Source organism: Streptomyces odontomachicola (assembly GCF_039605595.1).
In the GTDB taxonomy this organism is placed as follows: domain Bacteria; phylum Actinomycetota; class Actinomycetes; order Streptomycetales; family Streptomycetaceae; genus Streptomyces.
Genome location: NZ_JBCFOK010000002.1, coordinates 515,613 through 533,247, shown reverse-complemented (window position 1 = coordinate 533,247; position 17,635 = coordinate 515,613). Strand labels below are relative to the sequence as shown.

Below are 17,635 nucleotides of genomic sequence, written 5' to 3'. Positions count from 1 at the left end.
CGACTTCCTTCTGCCTCTGTGCGGCGACGCCTCCGCCTCTGCTGTCGCGGGGCGCCGCCTCGGTGTGGCGCGGGTGGCAGTGAGCTTGCCGCCCGGTGAACGCAAATGACCGTGGCAGAGGTGCGGGTTCACCACAATGGCAGTGTTCTTCACTCTGCTTAAGCACAGCTAAACTCGCGCCCCATGCTGAACGTGCGCCGACTGCTCCTGCTCACCGAGGCCGCCGAGCGCGGTTCGCTGACCGCCGCGGCCGAGGAGATGGGCATGACGACCTCGGCCGCCTCCCAGCAGCTCTCCCTGCTGGAGCGCGAGGCGGGACAGCCGCTGCTGGAGCGGCTGCCGCGCGGGGTGCGCAGCACGGCGGCCGGCGCGGCGCTGGTCGCCAGGGGCCGGGTGATCCGCCGGGAACTGCGCGCCGCCGAGGCCGACCTGGAGTCGCACGCGCACCTCAACCAGGGCACCTTGCAGCTCGGCTCCTTCCCCACCGCCAGCGCCTCGCTGCTGCCGCTGGCGCTGACCCGCTTCCGCCGCCGCCATCCGGCGATCCGTACGGTGGTGCGCGCGGGCGTGCTCGACGAGCTGCTGGAGATGCTGCACACCGGCAAGTGCGAGCAGGCGCTGCTGTGGGACTACGACTGGAACCGCATCGAGGACGGCTCCCTCACCCTCACCCACCTCCTGGACGATCCCACCGTGCTGGTGGTGCCCGCCGATTCGCCGCTGCGCGAGCGTCCGCGCGCGCACCTGCCGCACCTCGCGGACCAGGACTGGATCATCAGGGCGGACAACCACCCCGTGGCGGACGTGCTGCGCCGCTCGTGCCACCGGGCCGGTTTCGAGCCGCGCATCGCCTATGCCTCGCACGACTACCAGGAGGCGCAGGCCATGGTCGCCGCCGGGCTCGGCATCGCCATCGCGCCGCGGCTCGCCCTCACCAGCAGGCGCAGCGACGTACGGCTGCTGCCGCTCACCTCCGACGAGCCGACCCCCGTACGCCGCATCCTCCTGGCCCGGCCGTCCCGGCGGGCCGCGACGCCCGCGGCGCAGGCGATGACACGGATCCTGCGCGCGGTGGCGGAGAAGTTCGCCGGGACGGGGCTCGACCGGGCGCAGGTGGGGTCGGTGCCGCGGCCGGGGCGTACGGGGGCGGCGGGGCCCGGAAAGCCGGGCGCCGACGGGTAGTTGGCCTCGGGCCCGTTGACCTCCCCGGAGCCTCGGCCCTCCTCGCCCGCCGGCTCTCCCGGCCCGCTGACCTCCCCTTTCGCCGCCGTAGCCGCCGTTGTCAGTGCAGTGCTGCACCCTTGGTCTCCGGGGCCCATGCGACGGAGACCACCGCGCCGAGGACCAGCAGGGCGGTCAGGGCGAGCATCGACGCGGGGAATCCGTAGGCGGACAGGCTGAGCGGCAGCAGGAAGGTGCCGATCGCGGAGCCGATGCGGCTGAGGCCGTTGAGCAGGCCCACGCCGGAGCTGCGCAGCGCGGTGGGGAACAGCTCGGGCGGATACACCTGGTCGAGGTTGGAGGAGGCGGACATCGTGAAGGTGAAGACGAGGAACAGCGGGAAGAGCAGCACCGTGGGCGCGTGCGGCCACACGCCGATCGGCGCCAGGGCCAGAGCCATCACCACGAAGGAGCCGACCAGAAAGCCGCGCCGGGAGAAGCGCGAGACGAACCACAGGCCCGCCACGCCGCCCAGCAGCAGAAACAGGTTGAGCAGCCCGTTGCCGAGGAAGTCCTCACCGCCGAGACCCACCCGCGCGAGCACCAGCGGCAGGAAGGTGTAGATGGCGAAGTACGGGATGACCTGGCAGTTGTAGTAGAGGACGCCGAAGAGGGTGTGGGTGCGGTGCTGCGCCCTGAAGAGCTCCCGGTAGTCGAAGGACTCGGCGGGTTCGGAGCGGTGGAGGAGCTGCCCGAAGTCGATGCCGGGGCCGATGTGCCGGGCCACCACCTTCCGGGCCTCCTCGACGCGCCCCTTGCTGATCAGCCAGCGCGGTGACTCGGGCGTGCCGATGCGCATCACCAGGACGAAGACGGCGGGCAGCGCGCTGGAGGCCAGCAGCCAGCGCCAGCTCTCGCCGCCGAAGCCGACGAGGTAGTTGCCGAAGAAGTAGGCCGCGGTGTAGCCGACGGTCCACATGGCGGTGAGGGAGGCGAGCAGTCCGCCGCGGTAGCGGCGCGGGCAGAACTCGGCGACCAGCGTGGGCCCGAGCGCGTAGTCGGCGCCGATGCCGAAGCCGATCAGGAGGCGCAGCACGAAGAGCTGCCAGGGTTCCGTGACGAAGAACTGCGCGGCCGAGGCCACCGCGATGAGCAGGAAGTCCAGCAGATAGAGGAGTTGGCGGCCCCAGCGGTCGGCCGCCCACCCCAGCACGATGCTGCCGGCGAAGATCCCGAGCAGCGCCGAGGCGCCCAACAGGCCCTCCCAGGCGGCCCCGAGACCCATCTGCGGGCCGATCAGGGTGAGCGCGATGCCGACGATGCCGAGGTGGTAGCCGTCGGAGAAGTTCGCGCCGAAGGTCAGCGCGGTGATCTTGAGGTGGAAGCGGTTGAGGGGAGCGTCGTCGAGGGTGACCGAGCCGTCCCGGGGGCCGGGGACGGCGGACGTGTCCCGGGAGCCGGGGACGGCCGAGGTGTCCCGGCGGTCGGGACCATCGGGACCGCCCGGGGGCTCCAGCGTGGCCGGAGACCGCCGGGTGTCCGGCGGCCGCCCGCCCTCCCCCGCTGCTTCCGTTTCGCTCTCCTCCGGGGTGCTGCTCACGGGTTCTCCCCTCGCCGGGCACGGCGCATCGCGCGGCGGACCGCCGCGAGTTCCGTTCCGGATTTCCGTTCCCGATGTCCTTGCCAACCCCCGTGAATGGCGGGTTTCATGCACCCTCAGAGTTGAATATGTTCCTGTCAAGGGGTGAGCATGACCAACCGCAGCCTCGTCCACGTCGACGGCCACCGGCTCCGCTGCACGGACGTCGTGCGCGTGGCACGGCACAGCGCCTCGGCCACGCTCGACCCGGCCGCGCTCGAACGCGCCCACCGCGCCTATCGGGTGGCCGGGGAGATCGGCGCCAAGCGCGCGGTGTACGGACGCACCACCGGCGTCGGCGCCAACCGTCACCACGTCGTGGACCCCGACAGCGCCGACCGGCACGGTCTGCGACTGCTCGAGAGCCACGCAGGGGGTACGGGCGCCTCGGCCCCGCCCGCTCTCGTACGGTCCACGCTGCTCATCCGGCTCAACCAACTGGCCGCGGCGGGAAGCGGAGTTCACCCGCGGCTGCTGCACGCACTGGAGGCCGCGCTGCGGGTGGGCGCCGTCCCGCATGTGCACGCCGAGGGCTCGATCGGCACCGGCGACCTCACCGCGCTCGCCGAGATCGGCCTCACCCTCGCCGGGCGGCGGCCGTGGGCGGTCGGTTCGCTCGACCCCGTGCCGATCAGCCCCGGGGACGCGCTCGCCTTCATCTCCAGCAACGCGGCCACCCTCGCCGAATCCGTACTGGCCTGGCACGACCTGCGGGAACTGCTCTACGCGAGCCACGCGGTGGCCGCGCTGTCGTACTGCGCGCTGGGCGGTTCCCCCGAGGCCTTCTCGGAGCGGGTGCACGCGCGGCGGCCGCATCCGGGATCGCTGCGCTGCGCCGCCGAGATGCGCCGGATCCTGTGGGGCGACGGCGATCCTGGACCCGGCAGCCGGATCCAGGATCCGTTCGGGCTGCGCGCGTTCCCGCAGGTCCAGGGCCCGGCGCTGGACGCGCTCGACTCGCTGGAGACCATCCTCGGCACCGATCTGAACGCTGCCGCCGAGAACCCGCTCATCGACATCGACACCGAGAACGCCTACCACCACGGCCACTTCTCCACCGCGTACCTGGCGCTCGCCCTCGACCACCTGCGGGCCGCGCTGCACCACGTCGCCGAGCTCTCGGCGGCGCGGCTCAGCGACCTGGTCGAGCCCGAACTCACCGGGCTGACGCCCTTCTTGTCGGCCGGTCCGCCGGGGAGCTCGGGCGTGATGATCCTGGAGTACGCCGCGCACGACGCGCTCAGCCAGTTGCGGCACGCCGCGGCCCCGGTCACGCTCGGCACAGCGGTCATCTCGCGCGGCCTGGAGGACCACGCCAGCTTCTCCACCCAGGCGGCGCGCAGCACCTCGGCCGCCGTCGGCGCCTTCCGCACGGTGCTGGCCTGCGAACTCCTGGGCGCGGTACGGGCGTTGAGCATGGGCGACACGGAGCTGCCCGACGCCGCCGTGGCCGAGGCCTACCGCACGGCGGAGAAGGCGCTCCCGCTGGTCGCGGAGGACCACCCGCTGACGGAGGAGATCGCTCGCGCGAAGGAGGTGCTGCCGGGGTTCGCGGGATGGTGAGCCGAGCGGTTCCGCGGACTGGTACCCGGCCCCGCCGGGAGCGGTACGCCGTCGCGCCCGGGCCGGCTGCCCGCCGCCGCGCCCGCGGGCCCCGCCCCGTACCGTACGGACATGTCCCGCTCCACCCACCCCATGGCGCTGCTGCGTCCTCCCCACCCGCTGCGCGTGCATCAGGACGCCGCGCTCGCGGGGCTGGCCGGCGCGGTCGCCGAGGGGCGGCGGCGTGCGTGGGTCGTGCTGCCGCCGGGGCTCGGCAAGACCCTCACCGGGCTGGAGGCGGCCCGGCGCCGCGGTGACCCGGTCGTCGTGTTCTGCCCGAACACCGCGATCCAGGGGCAGTGGCTGCGCGAGTGGCGGGCCTTCACCGATGCGGGCGGGGCGGAGGGGACCGTTCCCGCGGGGACCGACCGGGCGCTCTCCTCCCCCGTCACCGTGCTCACGTACCAGTCGCTGGCCTCCTTCGACCCGGACGCCGAGGTCGCCGAGGACGGCGGGAGAGCGGAGCAGAAGGAGGAGAAGGCGGTCCGGCATCTGCACCGGTTGCGTCCACAAGGGCGCGAACTCGTGGACTCCTTGCGGCAGTTGGGCCGCTGCACCCTGCTGCTGGACGAGTGCCACCACCTGCTCGACACCTGGGGCGAGCTGCTGGCCGAGCTGCTGCGCGAACTGCCCGAGGCCACCGTCATCGGCCTGACCGCCACCCCGCCCGACCGGCTCACCCCGGCGCAGGCGGCGCTGGTGGAGGAGCTGTTCGGGCCGGCCGTGCGCGGGCCCTCGATTCCCGCGGCCGTACGCGAGGGGCATCTCGCCCCGTACGCGGAACTGTGCTGGCTCACCGCGCCCACCGCCGCCGAGGCGGACTGGCTGGCGGCGGAGGCGGAGCGCTTCACGGAGCTGACGACCGGACTGCTCGATCCCGGGTTCGCCGCGCACCCCTTCCTGAGCTGGCTGGACGAGCGGATCGTACGGCGTAGCAGTGGCCCCGGCCCGGAGTCCGGGAGCGCCCTTCCCTGGCCGAAGCTGGAGCGGGAGAAGCCCGAACTGGCCGCCGCAGCGCTGCGGTTCCACCACGCGGGGCTGCTCGCGCTGCCCGAGGGCGCGCGGCCGCGCGAGGAGCACCGGCACGCGCCGGAGGCCGCCGACTGGGTCGTGCTGCTGGACGACTGGGTGCGCAACTGCCTGCGGCACAGCGGGGATCCGCGCGACGCGGCGGCCGAACAGGCGGTGCGCGCCGCGCTGCCCGGGGTGGGCTACCAGCTCACCGCGCGCGGCGTCCGCAGCAGCCGCTCCCCCGTCGACCGGGTGCTGGCGCGCAGCGCGGCCAAGACGGACGCCGTACGGGAGATCCTGCACGCCGAGGAGGCGGCGCTCGGCGACGGGCTGCGCGCCGTGGTGCTGTGCGATCACGAGCGGGCGACGGCGACGCTGCCCGCGCGGCTCGGCGAGGTGCTGGACGCGCAGGCGGGTTCCTCGCTGCTGGTGCTGGCCGAGCTGTGCGCCGACCCGCGTACGGCGTCCCTCGCTCCGTTGCTGGTCACGGGCCGGACGGTGGCCGCGGCGCCGGGCACGGCGGAGCGCTTCGCCGACTTCTGCCGGGAGAGCGACCCCGCGCTCTCGCTCACGACGGGCACGGCCGAAGCGGAGGGCCTGGTCACGGTCATCAGCGCGGGCTCCTCCGGCCCGGGATCCGGCAACGGCCGCTGGACCAGCCGCAGATGGACCGCCCTCGCCACCCGCTTCTTCGAGTCCGGCGGCAGCCGGGCGCTCGTCGGCACCCGCGGCATGCTCGGCGAGGGCTGGGACGCGCGCCGGGTGAACACCCTGGTGGACCTCACCGAGGCCACCACCGCCACGGCCGTCGTACAGACCCGCGGGCGCGCGCTGCGCCAGGATCCCGGCCGGCCCGAGAAGGTCGCCCACACCTGGTCGGTGGTGTGCGTCGCGGACGGCCACCCGCGCGGGCACGGCGACTGGGCGCGCTTCGTGCGCAAGCACGACGGCTACCTCGGCCTCACCGACGCCGGGGAGATCATGGCCGGGGTCTCCCACGTACACCCCGAGCTGTCCCCGTACGCGCCGCCGCCGCGCGAGGAGTTCGACCGCTTCAACGCGGCGATGCTGCACCGCGCGGCCGCCCGCTCCCGGGTACGCGAGAGGTGGCGGATCAGCGCGCCGTACGAGGACGAGCTGGCCCACACACTCCGCGTGACCCTGCCCCGTACACGTACCGGAGTCCGTCGCGAGGCCCCACCAGCCGCTCCCCCGCCCGCGGTTCCGGCCGAACGCGGAGTCCTGCCCGCGCGCTTCCCGCCGGGTCCCGCGCTGCAGGCGGCAGGGGTGGGCGCGGTGTGCGGCGCGGCACCCGGCGCGCTGGCGGCACCGTCCTGGCCGCTGATCGTGCTGACCGCCGCGCTTCCGGCGGCCGGGGCCTACGCCTCGGCGCGTACCGTCGCCGCGCGCCGCCATCTGCGCCGCGCGGGCGAGGCGCCGGTGCTGCTGGGGATCGCGTACGCCGTGGCCGACGGGCTGCACGCCGCCGGCCTGGTGGAACGCGGGGCCGATGCGGTCTCCTGCGCCCCCGACGAAACCGGCGCCTACCGCGTCGAGCTGACCGGCGTCCCCGCCGCCTCCTCCCGCCTCTTCGCGACGGCCCTGGACGAGGCGGTCTCCCCCGTGGGCACCCCGCGCTATGTGCTGCCCCGCTATCTGCTCGCCGCGCCCGGCCTCCGTACCGCCGCCCTGGCCCTCGTACGCAGACCCGTACGCAACCCCGTCGTCCACCACGCGGTCCCCACCGCGCTGGGCGAGAACCGCCGGCTGGCCGACCTGTACGCCGCGGCCTGGCACACCCATGTGAGCGCGGGCGCCCCGCTGTTCACCCGCAGCCCGGAGGGCGCGGGTGTGCTGGCGGCCCAGTCGGGCGCGTCCCCGCTGGAGGCGACGACGGCGATGCGGGTCGTGTGGCGCTGAGCGAGGCGGGGCGAAAACGCGGGGCCCGCGCGCCGGGTGAACGGCGTGCGGGCCCCTGTGTGGATGTGGGAGGACGGGTCAGCGGCGGGTCAGTGCGCGGGGTTTCTGGGGTGCGCGCTGCTTGGCTCCCGCCGTGCCCTTGCGGCGCCGGCGCCGCTTCCGTTCCTGGCGCTCCTCCAGGACCGCGGCCAGCGGTGTCGCCGTGAACAGCGAGGAGTACGTGCCGACCAGGACGCCGATGAGCAGGGCCAGGGCGAAGTCGGTGAGCGAGTCCCCGCCCAGCACGGCGAGCGCCGCCAGGATGAACACCGCGCCGAGGCCGGTGTTCACGGTGCGCGGCACGGTCTGGAGGATCGCGCGGTTCGCCAGCTCCGGGAACGGTGCGGTCCGCTTCTGCCCGCACAGCTCCCGCACCCGGTCGAAGACCACGATCGAGTCGTTCACCGAGTAGCCGATCACGGTCAGCAGCGCGGCCAGGAACATGCCGTCCAGCGGCTTGCCCAGCCAGGCGAACACGCCGACCAGCACCACCACGTCATGCACCATCGCCACCACGGCCGAGGCGCCGAACACCCAGCGGAACCGCGCCGCCAGATACAGCAGTTGCGCGCCCAGGGCCACGGCGAGGGCGATGAGGGCGCCGCGCCGCAGTTCCTCGCCGAGGCTGGGGCCGACCGTCTCGTCGCGCTGCTTCTCCACCGTGTCGGCGAGGGTGCCGACGGTGCGGGTGACCTCCTGTGCCTCGTCGTTGCTCAGCTTGTCGGTGCGCACGGTGAGGTCGTCGTCCCCCGAGGACTGCACGACCGCGCGCGGGAATCCGGCCTCGGTCAGCGCGGCTCTCGCCCTCTCGGGGTCCACCGGTGAGGAGGTGGCGTACTCGATGAGACGTCCGCCGGTGAACTCCACGCCGGCCTCGACACCCCGTACGAACATGCCGGACCCGGCCAGCACCACCGCGCCGACCGAAACGGCCAGCCACCGCCAGGGGTGCCGCAGCAGGTGCGGTCCCGTACGCAGCAGGGCCGAGCGCACCGCGCCGATTCCGGCGATGCCGGTGAGGTGGGGGCGCCGCCGCACCGAGGGCCGCCCCGCCGCGTACTCGGCGAGCACCCGCGTGACCACCAGCGCGCTGAACATCGAGGCCAGCACACCGATGCCCAAGGTCACGCCGAAGCCCCGCACCGGGCCCGAGGCCAGGAAGAACAGCAGCGCGGCGGCGATCAGGGTCGTGATGTTGGAGTCGGCGATGGCGCTCATGGCGTTGCGGAAGCCGGCGGCCAGCGAGGAGCGCGGCGTGGGCCTGCGCCGCGACGCGTACTCCTCGCGGGCGCGCTCGAAGACCAGCACGTTGGCGTCCACCGCCATGCCGATCGCGAGCACGAAACCGGCCAGCCCGGGGAGCGTCAGCGTGGCGCCGACGGCGGCCAGGGCCGCGTACGACAGGAGCCCGTAGCAGGCGAGCGCCAGTACGGCCATGGCTCCCATGAGCCGGTACACGAACAGGACGAACAGGCCGGTCAGCGCCGTGCCGATGACGGCCGCCCAGGCGCTGGCCTCGATGGCGTCGGCGCCCAGTGTCGGGCCGACGGTGCGCTGTTCGACGGTCTCCACCGGCACCGGCAGGGCGCCGCCGTTGACGAGCACCGCGAGCCGCTTCGCCTCGGCCTGGTCGAACCGCCCCGTGATCTGCGTGGACCCGCCGGAGATGCCCGCGCCGCAGGCCACCGACTCCTCCACCTGCGGCGAGGAGATGACCTTGCGGTCCAGCACGATGGCGATGCGCCGGGCCTCGTCGCCGGCCGGGCGGCAGGCGGCGTCGCCGGTCAGCCGGGCCCAGCCGTCCTTGCCCTTCCCCTCGAAGTCGACGGTCACATGCCAGCCGGAGCCGCCCTCCTGGTCGAAGCGGGCCGCGGCGCCCTCGACCTCCTTGCCGGTGAGGGAGGCGGGGGCGAGGCGCAGGGGCTGCCCCTGCTCGTCCTCGAGGACGTCCTCGTCCTTGGCCTTGGTCTTCTCCGTGGCCTGCTTCTCCTCCTCGTTCTGCTTCCGCTTCTCCTCCTTGTTCTGGTCCTGCTTCTGCTTCTCGGCGTTCTGGCCCTTCTCCGGCGCCGCGGGGCCCCGTACCGCGTGGAAGGTGAGCTGGGCCGTCCGGCCCAGGACCTCGGCGGCCTCCCTCGGGTCCTGTACGCCGGGGAGCTCGGCGATGATCCGGTCGTCGCCGGAGCGGGTGAGGGTGGGTTCGCTGACGCCGAGCGCGTCGATGCGGCCGCGCAGCACCTCCAGGGTGCGGTCGGTGGCCTCGCGGTCGGCGCGGGCCTCGGGGGTGGAACGGGTTTCCAGCACGATCTGCGTACCGCCCCGCAGATCGAGTCCGAGCCGCACCGGAATGGTCACGGTGACGACCACGGACAGGGCGATGACAGCGAGCGCCAAGAGCGCTCTCACGCGCAGAGCACGCGTCATGGTGCCTCCATCGGGCAACAGGCATGCCGCGACCGCGCCACGGCGGGCGCCGCCGCGGTGAGCGGAATGAACTGGGTTGCGTCAGATGCCTGTTGAAGAGGGAGGCCCGCGCACCCGGTGCGCTGCCTTGTGCCCCGGCGCCGCGCCCTCGCGCGAGGGCACCACCGTCCTGAACCCGTCCACGCCGGGAGCGGGCAGCAGCGCGGTGTACGGCACGGCCACGGGGTGGGGCGGCGGAGTGGGCCGGTCCCTCCCGAGCTCGTGGTGCGCGGCGGCCGGCGCCGCGCGGGGCGCCGAACAGCCCTCGTCGGCCTGCGCGCAGACCTCGCCGGTGGGCGCGGAGGCCGACGTGTGTACGGAGTTCGCCCCGAGGTGGAAGGCGACGGCCGGCGGCGCGGCGTGCCCCGAGCCCTGCGCGGGGCCGATGCCCGCGATGCCGCCGAGGAAGGCGAGTACGGCGGCGAACAGCGCGAACGAGGCGCGCGAGCTGCTGCGCTGCACAGCCCTGCTCATCACGCCCCTCCCTTCCGTCCCCGTCCGCCGCGTCCTGGATCACTATCCCCCACGTAAGGGGCGCCCCGTCGAGCCCGCCGCCGAAAGTTGCCCGGGAGGCAAATGCGCGGCGCGGAAGTGCGGTACGGAAGAAATGCTCCATGGCGGGAATGCGCGCCGCGTGCAAGGCTGTTGGGGGTTGCACGCGTGCACGTATCCGCGAGGGCCGGACGAAGGGGTGGAGGTGAGGAGCATGCGGAGCGCTCTCCGCGCACGGCTCCCGCGCCGTTCCCTCCTGCTCGCCCCGCGCCGCCGCGTCCGGCTCTACACCCGGCCGCACATCGATCTTCTGCGCGTGGCCGGCGCGCTCTGTCGTTCCTGATCCGGTTCCGAAGCCACAGCCCGCAACGCCCCGCCCGCCGTGGCATGCCCACTCCGGCATGGCCTGCGCGGGTGCGCGGCGCTGCTTCCGTACGCGATTCCGTACGCCGGCCTCGTACGCCACCCTCGTACGCCGATCAGGAAGGCACCCTCACCGTGTCCGCACCCTCTTCCCCCGACGTCTCCCCTCACATCCGGCTGGCCGTCGCGCTCGACGGTGCCGGGTGGCATCCGGCCGCCTGGCGTGAACCGGCGGCCCGGCCCGCGGAGCTGTTCACCGCCGACTACTGGGCCGGCCAGATCCTCGAGGCCGAACGCGGCCTGCTCGACTTCGTCACGCTGGAGGACGGGCTCGGGCTCCAGTCCTCCCACCCCACGGCACCCGACGACCGCACCGACCAGGTGCGCGGCCGCCTCGACGCGGTACTGACCGCGGCGCGGGTCGCGCCCCTCACCCGCCACATCGGGCTGATCCCGAGCGTGGTGGCCACGCACACCGAGCCGTTCCACATCTCCAAGGCGATCGCGACGCTGGACTATGTGAGCGGGGGCCGTGCGGGCGTGCGCGTGCAGGTCTCGGCGCGCGCGAACGAGTACGCGCACTTCGGGCGCCGCACCCTGCCTCCGCTGCACGTCGACAGCCGCGACGACTGGGCCGACCCGGCGGTGCGCGCGGTGGTGCGCGAACTGTTCGACGAGGCCGCCGACTACGTGGAGGCGGTCCGCAGGCTGTGGGACAGCTGGGAGGACGACGCGGAGATCCGGGACGTGGCCACCGGCCGCTTCATCGACCGCGACAAGCTGCACTACATCGACTTCGAGGGGCGGCACTTCAGCGTGAAGGGCCCCTCGGTCACGCCGCGCCCGCCGCAGGGCCAGCCGCTGGTGGGCGCGCTGGCGCACCGCGCCGACTCCTTCCGGCTCGCCGGACTGGCCGCCGACCTGGCCTTCGTCACCCCGCACGACGGCGGTCAGGCGCGCGCCGCGGTCGAGGAGATCCGCACCGCGCAGGCCGAGGCGGGGCGTACGGACGAGCCGCTGCACGTCTTCGGCGACCTCGTCGTCTTCCTCGCCGGCAGCGGGGCGGAGGCGACGGAGCGGCGCGAGCGCCTGGAGGGCCTGGCGGGAGCCCCGTACGCGAGCGATGCGCGGATCTTCACCGGTACGCCGTCCCAGCTTGCCGACCTGCTGGAGGACTTGCACGGCACCGGGCTCTCCGGATTCCGGCTGCGTCCCGCCGTGACCGGCGAGGACCTTCCGGCGATCACCCGCGATCTGGTGCCGGAGCTCCAGCGCCGTGGCCTGTTCCGGGACGCGTACGAGGCGAACGGGAGCGGCACGCTGCGCGAGCTCCTCGGGCTCGCCCGCCCCGCCAACCGCTACGCGGCGACCACCCAGACGCCCGCCACCGCCTGAGCCGGAGGGACCGGATCACCATGAGCAACGACAAGCGCCAGAAGCAGATCCACCTCGCCGCCCACTTCCCCGGCGTGAACAACACCACCGTGTGGAGCGACCCCGAGGCCGGGAGCCACATCGAGTTCAGCTCCTTCGCGCACTTCGCGCGGACGGCGGAGCGCGCGAAGTTCGACTTCCTCTTCCTCGCCGAGGGGCTTCGCCTGCGCGAACAGGGCGGCAAGATCTACGACCTGGACGTGGTCGGGCGCCCCGACACCTTCACCGTACTCTCGGCCCTCGCGGCCGTCACGGACCGGCTGGGCCTGACCGGCACGATCAACTCCACCTTCAACGAGCCGTACGAGGTGGCGCGGCAGTTCGCGAGCCTCGACCACCTCTCGGGAGGGCGCTCGGCGTGGAACGTGGTGACCTCCTGGGACGCGTTCACCGGCGAGAACTTCCGGCGCGGCGGCTTCCTGCCGCAGGAGGAGCGGTATTCGCGTGCCAAGGAGTTCCTGGCCACCGCGCACGAACTCTTCGACTCCTGGACGGGCGACGAGATCGTCGCCGACCAGGCGGCCGGCACCTTCCTGCGGGACGCGAAGGCCGGGTCCTTCGTGCACCAGGGGCAGCACTTCGCCATCGAGGGCCAGTTCAACGTGCCGCGCAGCCCGCAGGGCCGACCGGTGATCTTCCAGGCGGGCGACTCCGAGGAGGGGCGGGAGTTCGCGGCCTCAGAGGCGGACGCGATCTTCAGCAGGCACAGCACCCTGGAGGCCGGGCAGTCCTTCTACACGGACGTGAAGGGACGGCTCCCCCGGTACGGCCGCACCCCCGACCAGCTCCTGATCCTGCCCGCTGCCACCTTCGTGCTCGGCGACACCGACGCGGAGGCCGAGGAGCTGGCACGCGAGGTGCGCCGCAAGCAGGTCAGCGGAGCCACCGCGATCAAGCAGCTCGAGTGGGTGTGGAACCGGGACCTCTCCTCGTACGACCCCGAAGGGCCGCTGCCCGACATCGACCCCGACCTGGGCGAGCACACCGTGGCGCGCGGCCGCGCGCAGGTGCGGATGTACCGCGATCCGCTGGCCACCGCGCGCGAATGGCGTGAGCTGGCGGCGGCCAACAACTGGTCCATCCGCGACCTCGTCATCGAGACCGGAAACCGGCAGTCCTTCGTCGGCTCCCCCGCGACCGTCGCCGAGACGATCAACCGCTTCGTGCAGAACGACGCCTCCGACGGCTTCATCCTCGTCCCGCACATCACCCCGGGCGGCCTCGACCGCTTCGCGGACACCGTGGTCCCGCTGCTCCAGGAGTGGGGCGTCTTCCGTACGGAGTACGAGGGCAGCACCCTGCGCGAGCACCTGGGCCTGGCGCACCCGGACGGGGCCGCGCCCCTGAACCACCGGGCGGCCTCGTGAAGTTCCTGGCCATCACCCTGATCGTGCATGCGCCCGACCCGGTCACCGGGGTGCTCAAGCCCGTGCACGACCGCTTCCGCGAGGTGCTCGAGAACGCGGTGCTCGCCGAGGAGCTGGGCTTCGACGGCTTCGGGGTGGGCGAGCGGCACGAGCGGCCCTTCCTGTCCTCGTCCCCTCCCGTGGTGCTCAGCCACATCGCCGCGCTGACCTCGCGCATCAGGCTGTTCACCGCGGTCACCACGCTGAGCCTGCTGGACCCGGTGCGCGCGTACGAGGACTACGCGACGCTGGACCACCTCTCCGGCGGGCGTCTCGAGCTGATCATCGGCAAGGGCAACGGGACGGCGCAGCGCGAGCTGTTCCACGTCACGCCCGAGGACCAGTGGGAGCGCAACGCGGAGGGCTACGAGCTGTTCCGCCGGATCTGGAGGCACGAGGAGGTGACCGCGGTACCGCGGTTCCGGCCCCCGCTGGAGCGCGCCGAGGTGCTGCCCCGGCCCTATCAGCGGCCGGTGCGCGTGTGGCACGGCAGCGCGACCAGCCGCGAGTCGGTGGAACTCGCCGCGCGCCACGGCGACCCGCTCTTCTCCGCGAACGTCACGCACCCCATCGGGCCGTACGCCGAGCTGGTGCGGCACTACCGGGAGCGGTGGGAGTCCCACGGCAGGGATCCGGCGGACGCCGTGGTGGGCGCCGGGTCGGCGGGCTTCTTCGCGGCGCGTACCTCGCAGGAGGCAGTCGCCGCCTACCGGCCTGTGTACGAGGGCCAGTTGGCGTTCCAGAAGCAGCTCGGTCTGGAGCCGGTCTTCCCCACGCTGGAGGACTTCGTGGAGCACAGTTCGGCGCTGGTCGGCAGCCCGCAGCAGATCATCGAGAAGGTGCACCGCTACCACGAGCAGCTCGGCCACACCGTCCTGCACCTCCCCGCCGACGCGAGCGGCCTCTCCGCGCGGCAGCACCGGGACTCCCTCGCGCTGTTCCAGTCGGAGGTCGCCCCGGTGCTCCGCCGCGAGATCCCGGACCCGCCGTTTCCGTGGGAGCCGGTACGCGACGGGAGCGGGGCTCAGGAGGTGGGTGAGCGCCTGGCGTCGTGAGGGCGGCGGCGGGTCCCCGTACGGTCGCCTCGTACTCGGCACCGTACGGGGACCCGCCGCAGCTCTCGTCTCACCCCTCCCCGGCGCGCGCCAGCGGAGCCGGATCGGCTCCCGGTGCGTCCTCCTCGAACTCCAGCCGTTCCAGTGAACGGCCCGCGGTCTCCTTCAGGAAGCGGAAGGTGAAGCCGAAGGCCGCCACGCCCAGCACCGCGAAGAGCGCGAAGACCGTTCCCGCGCCGGCCGCGAGGAGGACCGGGAAGAGCAGCGAGACCAGGAAGTTGGCGCCCCAGTTGGCGCCGGAGCAGACGCTGACGCCGGGCCCGCGCACCCGCAGCGGGAACAGTTCGGGCAGCATCACCCACAGCAGCGGCGCCCAGCTCAGCGAGTAGGCGCCCTTGAAGAGGGCGAGCGCGGAGACCGCGGCGATCTTCCCGCCGGTGGACTCCAGCGCGCCGAGGAAGAACACGACGCTGAGCACCGCCATGCTCGCGACCATCGCGACAAGACCGGTCAGCAGCAGCGGCTTGCGCCCGACGCGGTCCACCAGGCGCGCGGCCACCAGCACCATCACGATCGACAGGGCGCCGAGCCCGACGCTGTTGAGCAGCGCGGCGGTGTCGCCGAAGCCGGCGGCCTTCAGGATGCTGGGCGCGTAGAAGACGATCGTGTTGCTGCCGATGACCTGCTGGATCACGGCCATGGTGATGCCGATGAACAGGGCGCGCCGCACGGGCCGTTCGCGCCAGAGCGCCGCCGCTCCCTCGGTGTGCCGGCGCGCCGCGCGGTCGATCTCCTCCAGTTCGTGCGCCGCCTCCCCGGGGCCGTGCAGGCGGTCCAGCACCCGGCGGGCCTCCTCGGTGCGGCCGTGGGTGGCGAGCCAGCGCGGGGTCTCGGGCTGGAACCACATGCCCGCGAACAGCACCAGCGCGGGGAGCAGCGCGACGCCCAGCATCCAGCGCCAGGCGGCGTGTTCGGCGAGCGCGAGGTCCACGAGGTAGGCGCCGAAGATGCCGACGGCGATCATCATCTGGTTGAGCGCGCTGACGCGGCCGCGTATCCGGGTGGGCGCCAGCTCGGAGAGGTACGTGGGGATGACCGAGGACGCGGTGCCCACGGCGAGCCCGGCGATGGTGCGGAACACGATGAGCACCCAGGGCCCGGGGGCCAGCGCCATGCCCAGCGCGCCGACGGCGAAGACCACGGCGGTGGCCAGCAGCACGGGCCGCCGCCCCAGCCGTTCGGTCAGCGAGCCCGCGCCGGCGCAGCCGACGACGGCGCCGATCATCAGGGAGCTGACGAACGCGCCCTGCATCCACGGACTGAGGCCCAGGTCGCGGGTGATGAAGAGCTGGGCGCCCGCGACCACTCCCATGTCGTAGCCGGACAGCAGCCCGCCGAACGCGCCGCACAGGTAGAGCAGCAGGGCGCGCGGCGACCGGGCGGCGGGAGGCGGGGCCTCCCCGGCCTTCGTGTTCCGGCCGCTTGCTGGATGGGGCATGAGGTCTCCTCGGGTCGTCGACCGTGGTGTCGGACGGGCCGGAAGGGTGAGGCTCAGCACGGGAGTCGGCACCGCCCGCCGGAAGCACACAGGGAGCAGAGCCGGAGTGCGGTGCGGCCAGTCATGGTGCTCCCGCCCCCGATTAACGTCAATGCTTCGTCGGAATTCGCGAGTGCTCGGCACAGGTCACCGATTTATGTTCATGCTCTTGACGTAAAGAGAGGGCCCGGGCAGGCTGCCGGTCATGGGAGTGGTGAGGAATCAGTCCGCGCTGCGGCAACTGCGCCAGAGCAACGTCGAGCGGGTGCTCGCGCTGCTGCGCGCCGGCGGTCCGCGGAGCCGCGCCGAGATCGGGGAGTTGACGGGCCTGTCCCGCACGACGCTCTCCGGCATCGTGGGCGGACTGCTGGAGGACGGCGTCCTCGTGGAGGGCCCGGAGCCGAGGCCCTCAGGCGGCCGCGGCCGCCCGGTGCAGCGGCTCTCGCTCAACCCCCGTTCCGCGCAGGCCATCGGCATCGAGATCGGCAGGGAGCGGATCTACGCGGTGCTCGCCGACGCCGCGCACGAGGTGACCGCCTCGGGCGGCCGCACCTGCCCGGCCCGCGCCGATGTGCGCACCAGGGCGCGGGCGGCGGCCGACGCGGTGCGCGAGCTCGCCGAGGAGGGCGGCATCGACCTGGGCGCGGTGGCCGGGATCGGCCTCGGCACGCCGGGCCCGGGCGAGACCGCCGAGCACGGCGGCCGCACCCGGGCCGGTGCCGCGGAACGCCGTGCGGCGCCGCGCAGCCGCCAGGCGCTGGCCGACCTCGTCTCCGAGGAGCTGGGCGCCCCGGTGCTCGCCGACAACAACAGCCGCCTGACCGCGCTCGGCGAGGCGGTCTGGGGCGCGGCGGCCGGCGCGGCCGACGTGCTGCACGTCGCCCTGTCCTACGGCGTGGGCGGCGGGCTCGTGGTCGACGGGCGGCTGTTCCGCGGTTCCTCGGGCGCCGCAGGGGAGATCGGGCACATCTGCGTCGACGCGCAGGGCCCCGCCTGCTGGTGCGGAGGCCGCGGCTGCCTGGAGCGGTACGCCTCGCTGCCCGCCGTGCTGCGCGCGGCAGGCCGGCGCAGCAGGGACCGGCTCCAGGAGGCGGTCGCCGCCGGCGAGGACCGCGCGTGCGCCGCGGTCGAGCAGGCGGGCGCGGCCGTGGGCCGTGCGCTGGCCGCCGCCTGTACGACGGTCAACCCCGAACGGATCGTGCTGGGCGGCGAGGTGGCGGCCCTCGGGCCCCGGCTGCTGGACCCGGCGCGCGAGGCGTTCCGCGCCTATTCGGCACCGCTCGTGCACCGCGGGATCGGGCTGACCCCGGCCCAACTGGACGACAGGGGCGGCGCGCTGGGCGGGCTCGCGCTCGTGCTGCGCGAGTCGCCGCTGCTGGCCGGGTACGCGGATCCGGCGGCGGCGCAGATGGGGGCTCCGACGGGGGCTTCGGCGGGGACCTCACCGCAGGAGCCTCCGTCCCCCGAGGCCCGCTCGCGCTGACCGCCCGCGCTGACCACCCCGCACTGGCCGCTC

At 73.8% G+C, this 17,635-nt stretch carries 12 protein-coding genes; 8 read left to right on the top strand and 4 right to left on the bottom strand.

Annotated elements, in window-relative coordinates:
- The first annotated feature begins 183 nt into the window (after nucleotides 1-183).
- Nucleotides 184-1,182, top strand: coding sequence for a LysR family transcriptional regulator (locus ABEE00_RS05135; RefSeq protein WP_345744012.1), 999 nt, complete (start codon nucleotides 184-186; stop codon nucleotides 1,180-1,182).
- A gap of 100 nt (nucleotides 1,183-1,282) precedes the next feature.
- On the opposite strand, the gene ABEE00_RS05130 is transcribed toward ABEE00_RS05135, so the two are convergent.
- Nucleotides 1,283-2,761 carry an MFS transporter gene (locus ABEE00_RS05130; protein WP_345744011.1) on the bottom strand — a complete coding sequence of 493 codons (1,479 nt, stop codon included), beginning with the start codon at nucleotides 2,759-2,761 and terminating at the stop codon, nucleotides 1,283-1,285.
- A gap of 150 nt (nucleotides 2,762-2,911) precedes the next feature.
- Here ABEE00_RS05130 and ABEE00_RS05125 point away from each other — a divergent pair, with 150 nt between their 5' ends.
- Entirely contained in the window at nucleotides 2,912-4,363 is a 1,452-nt protein-coding gene (locus tag ABEE00_RS05125) for an aromatic amino acid ammonia-lyase (protein WP_345744010.1), read from the top strand.
- 111 nt (nucleotides 4,364-4,474) lie between these two features.
- Nucleotides 4,475-7,333, top strand: a complete 2,859-nt coding sequence (locus tag ABEE00_RS05120) for a DEAD/DEAH box helicase family protein (RefSeq protein WP_345744009.1) — start codon at nucleotides 4,475-4,477, stop codon at nucleotides 7,331-7,333.
- 78 nt (nucleotides 7,334-7,411) lie between these two features.
- On the opposite strand, the gene secD is transcribed toward ABEE00_RS05120, so the two are convergent.
- Complete coding sequence (gene secD / locus ABEE00_RS05115) at nucleotides 7,412-9,793, bottom strand: protein translocase subunit SecD (protein WP_345744008.1); 2,382 nt, start codon at nucleotides 9,791-9,793, stop codon at nucleotides 7,412-7,414.
- Nucleotides 9,794-9,874: 81 nt separating this feature from the next.
- Nucleotides 9,875-10,306 (bottom strand): hypothetical protein, encoded by a 432-nt coding sequence (locus ABEE00_RS05110; protein WP_345744007.1) that lies wholly within the window; start codon nucleotides 10,304-10,306, stop codon nucleotides 9,875-9,877.
- Between ABEE00_RS05110 and ABEE00_RS35765 the strand changes: the two genes are divergently transcribed.
- The 4 genes from ABEE00_RS35765 (at nucleotide 10,218) to ABEE00_RS05095 (ending at nucleotide 14,582) form a co-directional block, all read left to right on the top strand.
- Nucleotides 10,218-10,667: a putative leader peptide gene (locus ABEE00_RS35765; protein ID WP_451918494.1), complete on the top strand. Its 450-nt coding sequence runs from the start codon at nucleotides 10,218-10,220 to the stop codon at nucleotides 10,665-10,667. The genes ABEE00_RS05110 and ABEE00_RS35765 overlap by 89 nt on opposite strands.
- A 155-nt stretch (nucleotides 10,668-10,822) precedes the next feature.
- Nucleotides 10,823-12,082, top strand: coding sequence for an LLM class flavin-dependent oxidoreductase (locus ABEE00_RS05105; protein WP_345744006.1), 1,260 nt, complete (start codon nucleotides 10,823-10,825; stop codon nucleotides 12,080-12,082).
- A gap of 20 nt (nucleotides 12,083-12,102) precedes the next feature.
- Nucleotides 12,103-13,488 (top strand): NtaA/DmoA family FMN-dependent monooxygenase, encoded by a 1,386-nt coding sequence (locus tag ABEE00_RS05100; RefSeq protein ID WP_345744005.1) that lies wholly within the window; start codon nucleotides 12,103-12,105, stop codon nucleotides 13,486-13,488.
- Entirely contained in the window at nucleotides 13,485-14,582 is a 1,098-nt protein-coding gene (locus tag ABEE00_RS05095) for an LLM class flavin-dependent oxidoreductase (protein WP_345744004.1), read from the top strand. Before ABEE00_RS05100 ends, ABEE00_RS05095 begins: the two co-directional genes overlap by 4 nt.
- Nucleotides 14,583-14,652: 70 nt before the next feature.
- Here the strand turns inward: ABEE00_RS05095 and ABEE00_RS05090 are convergent, their stop codons facing one another.
- Complete coding sequence (locus tag ABEE00_RS05090) at nucleotides 14,653-16,080, bottom strand: sugar porter family MFS transporter (protein ID WP_345744003.1); 1,428 nt, start codon at nucleotides 16,078-16,080, stop codon at nucleotides 14,653-14,655.
- 244 nt (nucleotides 16,081-16,324) lie between these two features.
- On the opposite strand from ABEE00_RS05090, the gene ABEE00_RS05085 reads away from it, so the two are divergent.
- A complete protein-coding gene (locus tag ABEE00_RS05085) occupies nucleotides 16,325-17,602 on the top strand; it encodes an ROK family transcriptional regulator (RefSeq protein WP_345744002.1) in 1,278 nt (425 codons plus the stop codon).
- Nucleotides 17,603-17,635 lie beyond the last annotated feature (33 nt).